Source organism: Planctomyces sp. SH-PL14, from assembly GCF_001610835.1.
In the GTDB taxonomy this organism is placed as follows: Bacteria; Planctomycetota; Planctomycetia; order Planctomycetales; family Planctomycetaceae; genus Planctomyces_A.
In genome coordinates this window covers 5752323-5767590 of sequence record NZ_CP011270.1, presented here as the reverse complement: position 1 = coordinate 5767590, position 15268 = coordinate 5752323, and the positions used below count along the sequence as shown (strand labels likewise).

The window sequence follows — 15268 nt, the reverse complement described above, 5'->3', positions numbered from 1 at the left end:
TTGAGCGGATGGGGGCTGTGCCGGCGGGCGCGGTGTTTTGGGCGCATGGACAATCCGGCGTGTCATTCGGCGGCGCGGGGCGTGAGGAGAAGGGCGCCCGCAGGGGCCCCGGGGCGGCGGATCAGGGGGGCACTCCGGGGCGGTCGGTGTGCGTCCACCAGCGGATGGTTTTGGCGATGACGTCTTCGCGGTATTCGTCGGGCAGGACGGAGAGGTAGTCGAAACCGCCTGACGGGGCGCCGATGTCGACGGGGATCAGGTCCTGCAGGATCTGGACGGCGGCGTCCTGATAGCGGAGGACGATCCGGCTGGGATGGAAGTCCCGCCAGCACCCGACGGACCGGATGGGGCGTCGATCGTGAAGCAGCCCGATCAGCCGGGGGATCGCCGGCTCGCCGATCTCCCGCAGGCGGAGAGCGGCGTTGTCCTCCGCCACGAAGACGGAACACATTCCCGGCTGACTCAGTTGCCCGCCCTGGACGTCTCTCAGGTGGTAGACGTGGTACTCGATCTGGTCGGCGAGAGGCAGACTCCGGACATCCCGCGGCTCACGCCAGCGGCGGTCTTCTTCCACCATGTCGCGGAGGTGGCTGGCGAGTTCCCGGGAGTCGGCCGCGTAGGCGGAGTTCGGATACAGGCGGACGATCTCTTCAAACCGCGTCGCCGCCATGGAACGACCGCCCCACTCCTCCAGATACGTGACCGCCATCAGAAACGGCTTCCACCCCTCCGGAGGGGCCGGACGGCGAGGTTCCTTGAGCATCGCCTGGAGTTGAGCGGCGCCGCCCCCAACGGTGCTGGTCGAAGAGGAGAGCTGCCGCGGATCACTCAGAAGAACGTCTGCGTCGGAGTCGTCCCACGGGGGATCCAATGGCTGTGACGATATGTCGGCAATGGTGGAGCGCGGGGGCACGGTCGGGGGAGCGGCCCGCCGGGCGATGGCCCAGACAAGACCGCCGGCCGCGGCGGCGAAGAGCGTCGCGAGGACGATCAGGACGGTCGATGGTCTTCGCATGGTCGTCCGTCCGTCGGGTGGAGCGGATCGGTGACGGTTTGTCAGCAGCCGATGCCGAACGTGGAGTGGAATCCCTTTCGATGCTCGCACCGCGTGTAGACGGCGTCCTCGATGAGGTAGAGGAAATCGAGCTCTCCGTTGACGACCCGCGGACGGAGCCGCAGGACCCCTTCGACCCGGACCGTTTCCTCCGCCGCCACCGCTGAGGGCTCGCGGAGCTTGACGCCGATTTTGACGTAATAGGGGGGCCGCACTCCGAAAGGGTAGGACCGGCCCCGGGTTTCACCGCCGAGCAGGAAGGCGGGGACCGGTTCGTGAGTCGGCGGGTAGAAGATGTTGCCGTAGACACAGACGCGCTGGCCGTCGAGGGCGCGGAGGGAGTCAGGGATGCCGTGGCCGGGAATCCGGACCGCCACGGCGGAGGGGAGGCGGAAGTCGTCGACCTCCAGGACCGGCAGGTCGTCCCCGCCGCGGTTCTGAGCCGGAACAGCGACCGCCGCCGAGACCAGGACGACGGCGACGATCGAGACCACGACGCTGGCCAGCTTTGTCATTTCGCGCCTCGCCGAATGGGATTTCATTCTTCCCGTGGCGCGTCGACGCCGCAATGCCGGATTCTTCGACGGGGGGTTGCGGGGGCGGAGGCGATGTGGTGGGAATCCGCTTGAGGGGCCTCCGGGGGACCGTTAGCATCCGGCCTCGCTTTCTCCTCTCTCTGGCTGTTTTCCACTCGGGCCCGGTTTCCCATGCCGATTACCGCTTCGTGCTCCAATGGGCACTCGTTCAAGGCGCGCGACGAGTTTGCCGGCAGGAAGGTCCGCTGCCCCCAATGCTCAACCGTGGTGGTTGTCGGCGGGGGGACGTCGGGAGCGGGAGCCGGGAGCAAGGCCGGCAAGGAGAAGGCGAAGTCCTCGGCGGTCGATCCGTGGGAGATCGATGAGCCGTTTGAAGCCGAGGAGCCGGCGGAGGAAGAACGCCCGGCGGTGAAGCGCAAGGGGTCTGCGAAGGCGAAGAGCGGGTCGGGACGCAAGAAGAAAGGAGCCGCGTCCGGCGAGGCTGCGAAGTCGCCGCTGCGGCTGATTGTCGGCGCGATCGCGCTCATGACGGTGATCGAGGTCGGCGTGCTGATCTCCCGGCGTCTTCAGGCGCCGCGGGCCGATGCGCCGGCCGTGACCGGGAGTCCGACCGCCCCCGTGACGCCGTCCGCGCCCGAGGCGCCGGCGGTCGGGACGCCCCCGGCCCCCACGGCGACTGTCGCCCTCGCACCGCCGCCGATGCCGGGGACGCCCGCTGGGCCAGGAAGTCCGATGCCCCCCGCGGCCACGGCTGACGGGAAGCCGCGGGAGCTCAAGCTGCCCCCCTTCAATCCGGCTCTGGCACAGGAGATTGCCGGGTATCCGTTCCCGCCGATGACCGATCCCGGCTACGGACCGCCGGCCCCTGCCGGAGTGGTGCTCAGCCGCGGACTGCTGCTCAACCTGACCGAGATGCTGCTGAGCCTGATGCGGGCCGACGGAGGGCCGGGGCCGCCGCCGGATCAGATGGTCAAGAACGTCATGACGAACGTGGCCAAGATGCGGAAAGACGATCCGCTCCTGCTCTGTCTGCCGGCGGCCGCCGATGAAGCCCTCCTGGCCGGGACGCCGAACCTGGAGCAGATCCGCGCCGACTTCGTTAGGGCCCGCACCGCCCTGCTCGACGCCAAGGGGGAAATCCCGGGGATGGTGAGCCTGCACGAGGAGGCTTTCCACGCCAACCAGCTCACGGCCGGCCGGATCGCCTACATGACCGACCTGCTGCAGGCCAAACTCCGGAAGGTGCAGGGGCAGGGGCAGACAAAGTGACACTGGCCGGGGCGAGGACAAGGCCGGCGCGCCGGTGAGGTGGCGTCGGCCGGATGACATGGCCCGGGCGCCGTGCGTCGATAGAGCGGGAAACCTCTTCTCGCGCGCTCCCGATGTCCGGCGGTCACCGACAGTTCACCGACGAAGAAATCCTCGACGCTCTGGCGGCCTGCCAGGGGCTGATTTCCCGCGCCGCCCGCCGGCTGGGCTGCACGCCTCGCGCCATCTATTACCGTCGGGCGAAGAACCCCGAGATCGATCGCGCGATCCTCGAGGCCCGGTCCCAGCTCATCGACGACGCAGAAGAGGGCTTGAGACACCATCTCGAGCAGCAGGCGCCGTGGGCGATTGCGTTTGTCCTCAAGACCCTGGGGAAGAACCGCGGCTACGTGGAGCGGGTCGAGACCCGCGAGGTTTCCGACGAGACCCTCCTGCTGGCCCTGGAGAGGGAACGGGAGATTGAACGCGTCCGCAGGTTGGAACAGGGTTGAGGCTCAAGTCTCAGGGCCGCAGCCGGAGGCCCGTGGCGCGGGCCGTGGCTTCGATCCACGCGACCGCCTCGGGGCTGAGGTGGAACGGGTAGGCCCACTCGCCCGCGTGCCAGACCCGCTCGGCCGGCGCGGCCAGGGCGCGGAGGACGCGGCGGACACTCTCTTTCAGCGGCGGGGCGGCGGCGGTGTCCCAGATCTCGATGCGGCCGTCCGGCAGCAGCGTGGCCTCGCCGTCCCGGGTCGCCGGGCCGGGCTGGGCCAGCGAGAGGAGCGTGTCGAGATGCGACAGGCCGCCTTGAAACGCCGCGAAGTCATCCATGTCGGCAGCGTATCGGGGGGACGGTGAGCGGGACACTCCGGCGGGTTGATCGGTGGGGCGGAAGAGGGGTAGCCACAGATGAACACAGATGGACACGGATCAAGGCGGGTGGGGCGTGGCGTTGGCGCGGTTTGCGAGGTCAGGGAACGTCGGCCTGAAGGGCCATCCGTTCGTTTCCTGATCGTGGCGGGAGATCGGTTCGCGGGAACGGAATGGCCGGCCCTTCAGGCCTATTCCGTCTTTCGTTCGGGAATCCCAGGGCCGATGGCCCTGGCTGGAGGAACGACTGGCCCGTTGGGCCGGATTGCTTCGTCTCGAACGTTTCCTTCCGCGGGATCGGGAGGGCGAAGCTCCTGCTGAGCCGCGCAGGTTCCAAGACCGCGTCCAATCCGTCCTCTGGAGGGTCTGCGAGTTGGCTAGACGGGAGTCGGGTCGGGGTAGGCGAGGCGGTGGTCGGGCGCTTCTGCCACCGCCGCGGCTCGGCGGGAGCCTCGCCCTCCCGCGCAGGCGTTCCCCGGTCTCGTGTTTCGAGGAGGGCCGCACGCTCCTTCATCAGGGGGCTGACGCCCCCCGCTCGCCTGGCTCTTTGCGAGGAGAGGGCGCTTTCCACGAGGTGGGGGAATGCGCTTCGAGAGCTCGTCTTCCGGTCACATCGTCACGCCCTGCTCTTCCTTCAAAGGCCGCGCGGCGATCGGTGTGACTGCAACGTGGTTGTAGAGCGCGCCTTGCGCAAGAGGGGCGGCCGGCGAGGTCGCTTTCGATGCTCGCCGGGGACGCGGCTCCGTGACGGGTCGGCGCCGTGAGGGGTCGAGGGCGTGACGCCTCGAGGGTGTGACGGAACGGGGCGGGCCGATAAAGGTGGGCGTGCTGACCCGGCTTGAGATTCTTGAAGAGCTCGCGCGGCTCCGGCGGGAGAATCGCGACGGGGCGGTTGCGCCTCCGCCGCGACGGGTGTCGCTGCACGAGTTTGTTCGCGAGGCGTGGGAGATCGTCGAGCCGGCGGTGCCGTTCGTCGACAACTGGCACCTGCATCTCCTCTGCGGGCGGCTGGAGCGGTGTCTCGTGACGCCGGATGACAAGCTGCTCATCAACATTCCACCGGGGTGCATGAAGTCGCTCCTGGCCTCCGTCTTCTGGCCCTGCTGGGCGTGGGGGCCGGGCGGGTGGCCGGAGAGCCGGTGGTTCTTTGCGAGCTACATGCAGGACTTGGCGACGCGGGACTCCATGAAGTGCCGGGTGATCGTGACGTCGCCGTGGTATCAGCGGCAGTGGCCGGTGCGGCTCACGGGGGACGCGAACCTCAAGACGTGGTTTCAGAACACGAGCGGCGGGTATCGGCTGGCGACGAGCGTGGGGGGCCGCGGGACGGGGGATCATCCGGACGTGATCGTGTGCGACGACCCGCACAACGTCCGGCAGACCGAGAGCGCGGCGCAGCGGCAGGAGGCGCTGTCGTGGTGGGATGGGACGATCACGTCGCGGGGGCGGTCGCGGAAGGCGCGGCGGGTGGTCTGCATGCAGCGGCTGCATACGCAGGACCTGAGCGGGCATCTCATCGCGCAGGGCGGATACGAGCACCTGTGCCTGCCGATGCGGTTTGAGGCGGGGCGATGCGCGGTCGATCCGCGGACGGAGGCGGGGGGGCTGTTGTGGCCAGCCCTCTTCGACGAGGCCTCGGTGCAGGAGCTGGAGCGGGGGATGGGATCGCTGCGGGCGGCGGGGCAGCTTCAGCAGCGGCCGACGGCGGCGGAGGGGGATATCTTCCGGCTGGAGTTTCTGTCGCGGCGGACTTTGCGGTGGCCGGTCGATGGGCGGGCGGTCCGGTACTGGGATACGGCGGGGACGCAGGGGGGCGGGGACTGGACCGTGGGCGTGCTGATGGCGGAGGCGGATGGGATCTATTACGTGTGCGATGTGGCGCGGCAGCAGGTGGGGTATCGGGAGCGGGAGCGGCTGATTGCCGAGACGGCGTTAAGAGACCAGTCGCGGTTTCGGAATCCGCCGGAGACGTATATCGAGCGGCCGACGGGGCTGGGGGCGGAGTCGACGGACCGGATGCTGCAGCAGCTGGCGGGGCTTCGGGCGCGGCCGGACCGGGTGACGGGGCGGCGGAGCTATGTGCAGGGGGAGGAGATTCCGGGGCGGTGGATGAACCTGGCGGCGCAGGTGGAGAGTGGGAACGTGGTTCTTGTGGAGGGGGAGTGGACGCGGGCTTTCGTTGATGAGTTGCTGGCGGCGCCGAACGGGGCGCATGACGACCAGGTGGTGGCGGCGGCGGGGGCGTTCAGCATGCTGACGGTGAATCGGGCGGTGGATCTGGAGCGGTGGCTGCGGACGTTGTGAGGGAGGGGGGAGGCTGAAGGCGGAAGGGGTTCAGGCGGAAGGTAGATATGGGGACGTGAGCGTTGGTCGATGTCCTCACCGGGTCCAGGGGCACCCTGGTGGGGAGTGCAGAGGGGCAACGCCCCTTTGCCCGCCGGAGGCCTGGCCGTCGAGAGTTGTCTGAAGGAGCTGCTGTCCAAGCGCGAGACGGGTGTCGGATGCCCCCATCTCCTCTTCGCAGCGACGAAGGGTCCGCAGAGACGCGGAGGAGAGAACAGAACGGTTGGCCCTTTGGGCCGGAGCGTCCGGGGGCGACTTGCACGAGCGGAGCCATCAGGGGGCTGACGCCCCCCGCTCGCCTTCTGGGACGACGGGGCTCAGGGGGCTTCGGCTTTGAGGCCGCGGATGAAGGTCTCGAAGTCCGGGGCGAGGGAGACGATCCGGTACTCCTCGATCTCGTCGACCAGAACGACCGACGGTTCGCCCTGGGGGCCGCATTTCCGATAGTCGAGCGCGAGCATCTGGTGTCCCTGGTCGGGGGCGTTCGCGAAGTAGACCCCGACGGCGGGATAGAGGCATTCGCCGACCCAGAAGGCGTTGTCGCAGCCTTCGCGACCGAGGGCCCAGGGGGCGGTGCGGCCGATCGCGTAGATCTCCGCGACTTCAATAAAGCCCTCGTCTCCGTAGGAGGTGGCGTGCGGCGCGGCGTGGTAGCACTTCCGGGGGAGGCCGCCGTTCTTGTCGCGACAGAGAGCGATGTAGGCGGGGGGGAGCCGATACCCGAGCTCCTTTTCGAGCTCCGCGATCATGGCGGGCGACGGAGGGCCTTCGGCGAGGCCGTCGACGTATTCGCCGTGATGCCAGAAGTCGCTGAAGTCGAAGTCGGAGAGGTTCGTGGGCATGGGGGGGGCTTCTTCAGGGGTGTCGGCTGGGTTGAGTCGTCGCGGTGGTGTCCCGCGACGATTGGGGTATGGCTTCCCGCGGTGGCACTTCCGGTCGGCGTACGGAGCGGCTTCGGAATTCTGGCGGATTGTTGTCGAGGCTCGCCAGATTCGAACGACGCATGGGGTAGGATGACGCTTCGCCGCGTCGTCCCGCGGGGTGGCCGGAGAATGTTGTTGGAACGGTTTCGACTCGCTCCACAGACCCGGCCCAGCGCCCCGTTGCACCGACGACCAGCGTAACAGGACCGACTTCGATGACGGAAATGACACAGACCAAGTGGAAGATCTGGACCGGACGGATTCTTTCCATCCTTCCGATCCCGCTCTTTGCCATGAGCGCGTACTTCAAGCTCAATCCGCCGGCCGAGATGATCCCGCAGGTGGAGAAGATGGGCTACACGATGGAGCAGATGCGGACGATCGGGATTGTCGAGATCGCCTGTGCGGTGATCTATCTGATCCCGCAGACCGCCGTGCTGGGGGCGATCCTGCTGACCGGGTACCTGGGAGGGGCGACCGAGGTCCACGTGCGGGGGAAGGAGCCGTTTATCGCGCCGGTGATCATCGGGGTGGTTCTGTGGCTGGGGCTGTACTTCCGCGACCCGCGGCTGCGGCAGCTGATTCCGTTCCGGAAGCGGTGAGCGGAGCCGGTGGCTCACGAGTGGAAACGCAGACAGGTTGAAACACAGAGGAACGGAGGGCGCGGAGGAGGCGGAAGAGTGGGGGCCACGGATGAACACAGATCGACACAGATAAAAACAGGGATGCATCTGCAGGCAGTCTTGTCTCCTGGTCTCCTCTCCGTGACCTCCGTGCCTCTATGTTTGACAAATCCGAAGGCCTCGGGGACCGGTCAGAGCGTGTATTCGACCTCGACCGGCTTCAGCATCGGTCGGCGGGCGTTGTTGGCGAGGTCCAGCTTCCAGAGGTAGTAGAAGCCCCACAGGATCACGATCGTCGCCACGATGACGACGACGCGGTAGAACGCCTGGAACGAGCGGACCCGGGCGATCTGCTCCTCCTGGATGCGGCGCTGTCGCTCGAGCTCGACCTGGGTCGCCGCGGTCGCCTTCTGGTAGGCCTCGAGGTGCTGACGCTGGATGTCGCGGATCTCGCGAAGAACGGTCAGCAGCTCAGGCTCATCGGACATCTCCGGCATCCCTCGTCCCTACTCTCCAGTCCCCGGTCTCTTATCCCTGGCCCCAGTCCCACCCTAAGCCCGGTTCGTCATGCGGTCGTAGCCGCCGTGCCGGGTGAGGATCTCCTGGGCGTCGTCCATCCCTTCGCCCTGGACGGTGATGATCGTCCGGCCGGCGTGGAGTTCCGCTTCGTAGAACCGGGCGTCCTGCTCTGTGAGGCCGATCCCCTGGAGCGTCCCGCCGAGGCTGGCGGCTGCGGCTCCGGCGACCGTGGTGGTCAGGAGGACGCCGAGCGTGCCACCGGCGATGATGGGGCCGATGCCGGGGATGACGCCGCTGAGGACGCTGGCCCCCCACAGGACGCTGCCGAACATGGCCGCGAGGCCGGCGCCGACCGCCATGCCGGCGGCGGCCCCTTCCTTGATGCGGCTTTCGCGTGTGCGGATTTCGCCGTTGCGGTCGGCGGCGGGGCGATGACCTTCGACGGAGTCTTTGGAGACGATGCCGATCTGGTCGTCGCGATAGCCGGCCTGCTTGAGGGCTTCGACCGCCTGCTGGGCCTGGGCGGGGTCGGCAAAGGCGCTGGCGGCGGGGCCTTCGAGGGTGACGTCAGTCATGGTGAGTCTCCGCGGTGAGGGCGTCGGGTCGATTGTGTCGTCTGGACGAGAGTTCGAGCAAGTTTCAGGCCGTTGGGAGGGGCGGAGGGGGGAGAGGCTGAAGGCGGAAGGGGTTCAGGCGGAAGGTCGAGAGAGGACGGACGAGGCGGCCTTTCGTCCCTGGCGGGACTTCAGCGCACCAACACGTCCGCGCGAACAACACATCGCCATAAAGGCGAGCGGGGGGCGTCAGCCCCCTGATAACCCCGCGCGTCAGCCCCCTGATAACCCCGCGCGTCAGCCCCCTGATAACCCCGCGCGTCAGCCCCCTGATTCCGCGCTCAACCTGCCTCTCCGAAGGAATTGAGCCACAGATCAACACAGATGCACACAGATCAGAGCGGCCGTGAAAAATGAGTCCCGGCAGGGACGACAGACAATAGCCCCCCGTTTCAAGGGTGGGGGGGACACGACGGGATCTCGTCCGAGTCCCGGCAGGGACGGAAGAACACAACGGTTCGCGGCCCCCCGATTCTCTCTCGTCCCTAACGGGACTGCCCGTGCTCGGCGTGGCGGATCCCCACCACTGAAGTGGTGGGCGATTTTCGGCCGTCCCTGGCGGGACTTCAGAGGCCTCTTGTGGTGCAACAGACGGTCATGCGGTCGCGAGGCCTCGACCGCACGAATCGACTCGCCTCCTTCGTCATGGCCGAACCCGGATTCCGGCGACGTTGTCCGGATGGTCAACAACGGGCGCGAGGCGAGGCGGCGGATGGCGCAGTGGCGGGGCCAGTTCACCTGGCTGACACATCAGACCAAGCTGGAGGATGCCGAGGCGGTTCTCCGCCGCGCGGTCGTCGCCTTTCGCGGCGCACCGCCGGCCGACGTGGCGGCGAAGGCGAAAGCGGTTCGGCAGGTCGCGGAGCGGGTCCTGAATCTTCGCGTGAAGCTGCTGAGGGCTCGCCGGGCCGCTCAGCCCCCCGTCGACAACAGCAGCCCGTACGCCGAGCAACTGATGGCGCCGGAGCGCGCGGTCCTGTCGGCGGGGCTGGCGGGTATCCTGTCCGAGTTCGGGGCTGCGGACGCGATCGTATGAGGTCCGGCGCCGGCCTCGCACCTAGTTCTCGGTCTTCTTCGGAATCGTCGGGAAAGCCACCTTATTCGTCATAAGCTTGATCTTGCGAGAAGGCGTAGAGGGGATGGACGGAAGAAACTGCGTCGCCACCCAATCCGAGGCATTCAGACCTTCCCGAATTGGCACGACCCCGGACGACAGGCGCTGACCAACCACCACCCAGCGGAGCTCCACCTTGCCATCTTCGTCGACAACGCACACCGGACGCGTCCGAACTCCCGATTCTGTGTGTGAACTGCTACTGAAATTGACCGCCGCGTCCGGCACCACGAGGGCCCGGTAGCTCGGCAGCGGCATCCGCAGGCGGACGAAGAGTCCCGGCAGCAGGAGGCCGTCCGTGTTCGGGATCGCGGCGCGACAGCGAAGAGCTCCCGCCTGGTTGGCCTCGATCCGCGAGTCGGTCGATTCGATGACCGAGCGCCGCGGGGGATCCTTCTCGTCCAGCATGACCTCCACCGGCAGGCCGATCAGGCGGGCCAGGCCGGTGGGAGCGCTGGTCCCATCGCCGGGCCGGGTCTCCCGCACGCGTTTCAGGACCGTATTCGTGTCCATCTGGAACTCGACGAGCATGGCATCCGTGGAGTCGATGGTCGCCAGGAGCGTCGTGTCGGCGCCGACGAGCTCTCCGGGGACGAGACGCGGCTGGCTGAGCCGCCCGCTGATGGGAGCGGTGATCTGCGTCGACTCCACCTTGAGCCGCGCCAGCTCCAGGGCCGGCTGCGAGACCCGCAGCGCCGCGATGGCGTCCTCCCGTTCCCCTTCGATCCGGGCGTACTCATCGCTGGAGATGGCGTCGGATTTCTTCAGTCGAACCGCACGTTCGAGATTGGCGGTTCTCAGTTTCACCTGCGCCTCGCATCGAGCGACCTCCGCTTCGGCCTTCCGGCACTCCGCCTGGAACGGGCGGGGGTCGATCTCGAACAGCAGGTCCCCTTTCTGGACGATCGGCTTGTCCCGCGGCGGGACCCTGGTCAGGACGCCGCCGACGTGGGCGCGGATCTCGACCGCTTCGGCGGCTTCGATCCGGCCGTTGAACGTGTCGTACTCGACGATCTCCGCCTCGACCGGCTGGCAGACGTCGACCGCCTTCGGGGCTGTGGCGGGAGCGCCGGACGGTTCGGGAACCGGGCCCAGCGATGGCTGTTCGACGGGAGCCGGCTTCGGTGGCGCGGGCGTGTCGGTCGGTGGTGGAGACGGTGGTCCGCCTGGCGGCAGCTCCTTTTCCATCGGCTTCGCGGCGGGAACGTCGGGGGGCGGCGGAGCGGGCTTGGGCTCCGGCTGGGGAGGAGTCACCGAGGGGAGCGACGGAAGTTCGGTCGCCGGCGGCTTAGGCGATGCCGGCGGCGTCGGTGGGGCGGGCGATGGGGCTGCGACGGGATCCGCGGGGGGCTTCGGCGGTTCGCCCGGCGCCGGGGTCCAGGCGGGGAGGAGGAGGACGGCCATGACGCCCGCGATCAGGACGGCGCGCGACGCGGGGCGAGCGAGGGGGGCCGCTTCGGACTCGGTGAGGATCATGCTCAGTCTCCTTTTGAGATCGGTGATCCGTCCGATCCCCGTGGCCCCGACGAGCCAGCGCGGACGCGGACCGGAGAGAAACGCGGTGGTCGCCACGAGGGCTTCGGCGTAAGCGTCGACGGAGTCCGGCAGGGCCCAGACGACCCAGGCGTCGCAGCACTGTTCCTCGGAGCGTTCGATCTGCCGGCGGGCCCACCAGGCGAGCGGGTTCCACCAGTAGAGGACGAGCGTGACCGCCTCCAGCCAGCGGACCCAGTGGTCCCGCCGCCGGAGATGAGCGAGTTCATGGGCCAGGACTGTCTGCCGCTGGGCGTCGTCGAGGCGGTCCCACAGCTCCGTGGGCAGCAGCAGCCGCGGCGGGCCGGTGAAGGCCCACACGAGCGGCGGGAGCCGCGCGGGGATCATCAGGACTTCGGGGGGCTGCTTGAGGCCGAGCCGGCGGGTCATCCCGGCGACTTCTTCACGGAGGGTTTCATCCGCAGGGCGGGCGGCGCGGAGGAGGCGGCGGAAGCGGATCACCTGGAGGGCAACGGTGGCCGCGCAGAGGATCGCTCCGAGGCTCCAGATGACGAGTGCGGCGAGACGCCAGGCGTCGAGGGAGTTTGCCGGTTGGGGGGCGGCGATGGTCGGCGAGGTGGCGGGACGAGATGCTCTTCGGGGCGCAGCCAGCGATGGATTTTCGCTCCGCGGCTCGGCGACAGCGGTCGCGAACGCGGGGGACGGCAGGAGATCGGTTGGCTGCGGTGTCGCGGGTGAGACGCTCGAGCGGATCGGCTGCGCGCTGCGGTTGTCCGTGGAGTCTGCGGTTGTGATTGCGCCGGCGGAGACTCGCGGCTTGGTCGGGGCGACGGCTGCCACGGCGTCGGGCGCCTTCGCGGAGAGCGGAACCGGGGCGACGGTGTAGGCGAGGTAAACGGCCGGCGGGATGATCAGCCGCAGGAGGACCAGGACCCACAGGCCGTGGAGGAGCGCGGTAGCGCGGCGGCTTCGCCTGGCGAAGAACCGCGTGATCAGGGCGGCGCCGGCGGCGAGCGCGGCGGCCCAGACGACATTGCTCAGGAGGGCATGTTCGAACAGCGTCACGGCCCGGCTCCGCTATTTGGACTTGGAACCATTCGACTTGGAACTTCCGCTGCGCTTCGTGCCGCTTCGCTCCCGTTCCCGCCGCTGCTCGCCGAGGAAGGCGTAGAGCTCGTCGATCTCCGCGGTCGAGAGCGGCTGCGTGCGGACGAGGTTCATGACGAGCGGGGCGACGACACCTCCGCAGAGGGAATCGGCGAGCCCCTGGAGTCGGCGGCGGATGAATTCGTCCCGGTCGACGCAGGGCTGGAAGACCAGGATGCCGTCGCGGCGATCGTGGCGGACGAAGTCCTTTTTCTCGAGCCGCTCGAGGAGTTTCTGGACGGTGGCGTAGTGGGAGTCGCCGCCGCCGGGATAGAGGGCGTCGGTCACCTGGCGGCGAGTCGCTTCGCCCTGGTCCCAGAGGACCTGGAGCATGGCGAGCTCGGTTTCGGTGACATCGGGCCCGGGAGAGTGGGACACGCGATGGGCCTCCGTGGAGTGGCAAGGCAAGTTGCCTAAGGCACACTCTAAGGCAAGTTGCCTAACCCCGTCAAGAGGCCCCTCACCGGGTCCAGGGGCACCCTGGTGGGGGATGCAAGGGGGTCACACCCCCTTGCCCGCCGGAGGCCTGGCCGTCGAGAGATGTCTGAAGGAGTGAGTGTCAAGCGCGAGACCGGTGCCGCATGCCCCCCTATCTCCTCTTCGTCGAAGGAGTCTCACGTGGAGACGCGGAGAGAAACGAGAGGACGTCTGCCTTTTCTCCGCGGCCTCCGCGTGAACCTTCTCTTCTTCTGCTTCTGGAACAGAATGGTTGGCCCGTTGGGCCGTGGCTCCCTTTGATGCGGGCGACACCAGGGCCGATGGCCTTGGCTGGAAGAACGGATGGCCCTTTGGGCCGGAGCAGCCGGCGGCATCTTGAGCGCGCGGACGCATCAGGGGGCTGACGCCCCCCGCTCGCCATTGCCTTGGCGCTCTCTCCACGCCCTTCCGCAGAGCCTCCAGGGACGTGCCAAACGGCCCGCGCTGTGGGTTACAACTGCGGCTTACCCAGCCTCCGGAACGTCCGCTATAGCGGCGGTATGCCAGATTTCACGACGACTCCAGTCTGATTGCAGATCACATACCAGGGTGACTGCACGACCGGGTTGACGCGTACCGTCCACGTCCGCAATCCCTCTGAAACGCGTGGCGGATGCTCACGTCGAAGCGATTCAAGAGGATCGTCCTGGAGAATGACACCATCAATCATCGCCGCTTCGATGGCGATCTCCACGGCACGCGCCTCGTCGACAACGGGCGCCGGGATGCGAAACACCGTACGAATCATCGCAAGCAAGACACCAGCCATAGGATCCTCGGGCGTTTCTCCGCAAAGCCGAATCCCCGACGGCGTCCTTTTACCAAGCCTTGTCCTCAGCGTCTCGCCAACCTGCACGGCCTCGGCTGAGGCGCCGTACTCGGCCGGCGGCACTTCTGGTCGCGTTGGGCAGGCGGTCACCGCCCCCGGCGCCAGGCCCCAACATGCCCTGCGAAGCTAGTCACTGACCTGCTCGTCGCGGGTGAGTCCGTCTTTCCATTCCGCCGCGCGGCGTTCGATCTTCGTCACTCGGCCCTCACTGAACGTGATCGCAACCGAGAAGGGCTCCGGTGCGTCCATGTCGTAGTTCCATGTGTCGGTCCGCCACACGACGTCCGGAGAGCCAAGCGCCAGGAGGACGTCTCTGGGTTTCATCCCGAGTTTCACCGCGGCCACGTTCTCATGCCGCTGAGGTTCAATGGGGGTCGGCGAAAATGGAATGGCCTCCCCCGCCACGCGAAAGTGGACTTGGTAACAGGGAAGCGAAGCCGGCTTCTCGCCGAGGCGACGAAGCGACAGCTGGGCGATCTGGCGGAGCCGGAACTGCCGAAGGTCCATCGGATCGACGTAGTACAGGTGCAATGCCTCGAAAGACAGACCGAAAGAGAAACTGGGCGAGTTCTCGGCCCCCCTCAGCAGCGGCACGGCCTCGGGGATCGACAGCACCCCCGCCAGATAGGCAGCAGTCATAAAGGCATCGCCGGGGTATTGCATGTCAACAGGCGCCCGCAGGGTGCGAAGGACGATTTCCCGTTCTTCAGCGGCGGCAGCAATCGACAACACCTCGCGGTCGCAGCCAGCGAGAGTCCCCGCATGCACGCTGAGGAACACCCTCCTCCCCCACCACGGTCGGATCACAAGGAACTCTCCCTCCGCGGTCATCAGAAAGTACCAGAGAGAATTCCCAGACCAGCGAAAGCCGGCGCCCAAATCCCGAACGTGCTTCTTGTCTTCGTCACGGAACGCGTCCTCGACGACTGCGACCGTCCCGACGACATCCCCGTTGGGGGCGATGACGACAAGACGATCGCCGTAGGTTCGGATGACCGTCCAACCGCTGTCCGAAACCAGCAGCGCCTTTGGGGAAGACTCGAGCGGCCGAGTGACAATGTCCTCATGCATGTCGCCCGCATGAGCGAGCCGAAACCCGCCATCTGCATCCTGGACGAATCGCTCCATCGGCTGCCGCCGCGTCCAGAGGACTTCAGCGTTCGCAGTGTCAGAACAGACATACACGAGGTTGTCCTGCAACCGCCAGTGCTCCCCCTTCTGATTGTCCGGCGGTTTGGCCTCCACGTCATACGAACCGGAGGGAGACGTGGCCGCCCGATTGGGAAAGTACAACCCCTCTGCCGAGGCGGAGGAGGCAAGCAAAAAAGTCGCCGCTATCAGAAAGAACAGTCGCATTGGGCTTTCCCTGCTCCGCGGAACGCTTCCCTGCCCGCCGTCCGATCGTTGCGGGATCTCGTCGGTGCTTATGGTATCAAACAAACGCGCTGTCGCCGGGTAAGACGCTTCCATCAGCGAAA

The 15268-nt window shown here is 67.5% G+C and carries 15 protein-coding genes; 5 read left to right on the top strand and 10 right to left on the bottom strand.

Going from position 1 to position 15268, the window contains the following annotated elements; translation table 11 throughout:
- Positions 1 to 121: 121 nt before the first annotated feature.
- Both VT03_RS22185 and VT03_RS22180 read right to left on the bottom strand, forming a co-directional pair.
- Positions 122 to 1015: a hypothetical protein gene (locus VT03_RS22185; RefSeq protein WP_075095027.1), complete on the bottom strand. Its 894-nt coding sequence runs from the start codon at positions 1013 to 1015 to the stop codon at positions 122 to 124.
- A 41-nt stretch (positions 1016 to 1056) separates the two neighbouring features.
- Complete coding sequence (locus VT03_RS22180) at positions 1057 to 1569, bottom strand: hypothetical protein (RefSeq protein WP_075095026.1); 513 nt, start codon at positions 1567 to 1569, stop codon at positions 1057 to 1059.
- 192 nt (positions 1570 to 1761) lie between these two features.
- On the opposite strand from VT03_RS22180, the gene VT03_RS22175 reads away from it, so the two are divergent.
- Together VT03_RS22175 and VT03_RS22170 are read left to right on the top strand one after the other, a co-directional pair.
- Positions 1762 to 2859 carry a hypothetical protein gene (locus VT03_RS22175; protein ID WP_156514694.1) on the top strand — a complete coding sequence of 366 codons (1098 nt, stop codon included), beginning with the start codon at positions 1762 to 1764 and terminating at the stop codon, positions 2857 to 2859.
- A gap of 113 nt (positions 2860 to 2972) precedes the next feature.
- The gene (locus tag VT03_RS22170) at positions 2973 to 3350 is read left to right on the top strand and encodes a helix-turn-helix domain-containing protein (RefSeq protein WP_075095024.1); all 378 of its coding nucleotides are present in this window, start codon (positions 2973 to 2975) and stop codon (positions 3348 to 3350) included.
- A 10-nt stretch (positions 3351 to 3360) separates the two neighbouring features.
- Here the strand turns inward: VT03_RS22170 and VT03_RS22165 are convergent, their stop codons facing one another.
- On the bottom strand, positions 3361 to 3669 hold the full coding sequence (locus VT03_RS22165; RefSeq protein WP_075095023.1) for a hypothetical protein: 309 nt from the start codon (positions 3667 to 3669) through the stop codon (positions 3361 to 3363).
- An 864-nt stretch (positions 3670 to 4533) separates the two neighbouring features.
- Here VT03_RS22165 and VT03_RS22160 point away from each other — a divergent pair.
- Positions 4534 to 6012: a hypothetical protein gene (locus VT03_RS22160; protein ID WP_075095022.1), complete on the top strand. Its 1479-nt coding sequence runs from the start codon at positions 4534 to 4536 to the stop codon at positions 6010 to 6012.
- Positions 6013 to 6368: 356 nt separating this feature from the next.
- Here VT03_RS22160 and VT03_RS22155 read toward each other — a convergent pair whose 3' ends face one another.
- Positions 6369 to 6893 (bottom strand): SMI1/KNR4 family protein, encoded by a 525-nt coding sequence (locus VT03_RS22155; RefSeq protein WP_075095021.1) that lies wholly within the window; start codon positions 6891 to 6893, stop codon positions 6369 to 6371.
- 296 nt (positions 6894 to 7189) lie between these two features.
- On the opposite strand from VT03_RS22155, the gene VT03_RS22150 reads away from it, so the two are divergent.
- Positions 7190 to 7576 (top strand): DoxX family protein, encoded by a 387-nt coding sequence (locus VT03_RS22150; RefSeq protein ID WP_075095020.1) that lies wholly within the window; start codon positions 7190 to 7192, stop codon positions 7574 to 7576.
- A gap of 212 nt (positions 7577 to 7788) precedes the next feature.
- Here VT03_RS22150 and VT03_RS22145 read toward each other — a convergent pair whose 3' ends face one another.
- Together VT03_RS22145 and VT03_RS22140 are read right to left on the bottom strand one after the other, a co-directional pair.
- Positions 7789 to 8085: a hypothetical protein gene (locus tag VT03_RS22145; RefSeq protein ID WP_156514693.1), complete on the bottom strand. Its 297-nt coding sequence runs from the start codon at positions 8083 to 8085 to the stop codon at positions 7789 to 7791.
- Between the two features lie 63 nt (positions 8086 to 8148).
- On the bottom strand, positions 8149 to 8691 hold the full coding sequence (locus tag VT03_RS22140) for a general stress protein (RefSeq protein ID WP_075095018.1): 543 nt from the start codon (positions 8689 to 8691) through the stop codon (positions 8149 to 8151).
- Positions 8692 to 9442: 751 nt separating this feature from the next.
- Between VT03_RS22140 and VT03_RS22135 the strand changes: the two genes are divergently transcribed.
- A complete protein-coding gene (locus tag VT03_RS22135; RefSeq protein ID WP_156514692.1) occupies positions 9443 to 9766 on the top strand; it encodes a hypothetical protein in 324 nt (107 codons plus the stop codon).
- Between the two features lie 21 nt (positions 9767 to 9787).
- On the opposite strand, the gene VT03_RS35090 is transcribed toward VT03_RS22135, so the two are convergent.
- The 4 genes from VT03_RS35090 to VT03_RS22115 form a co-directional block, all read right to left on the bottom strand.
- A complete protein-coding gene (locus tag VT03_RS35090; RefSeq protein WP_075095016.1) occupies positions 9788 to 12403 on the bottom strand; it encodes a M56 family metallopeptidase in 2616 nt (871 codons plus the stop codon).
- A gap of 12 nt (positions 12404 to 12415) precedes the next feature.
- Positions 12416 to 12862 (bottom strand): BlaI/MecI/CopY family transcriptional regulator, encoded by a 447-nt coding sequence (locus VT03_RS22125; protein WP_075095015.1) that lies wholly within the window; start codon positions 12860 to 12862, stop codon positions 12416 to 12418.
- 586 nt (positions 12863 to 13448) lie between these two features.
- Positions 13449 to 13730, bottom strand: coding sequence for a hypothetical protein (locus VT03_RS33720; protein ID WP_156514691.1), 282 nt, complete (start codon positions 13728 to 13730; stop codon positions 13449 to 13451).
- 186 nt (positions 13731 to 13916) lie between these two features.
- Complete coding sequence (locus VT03_RS22115) at positions 13917 to 15146, bottom strand: hypothetical protein (RefSeq protein ID WP_075095013.1); 1230 nt, start codon at positions 15144 to 15146, stop codon at positions 13917 to 13919.
- Positions 15147 to 15268: the final 122 nt, after the last annotated feature.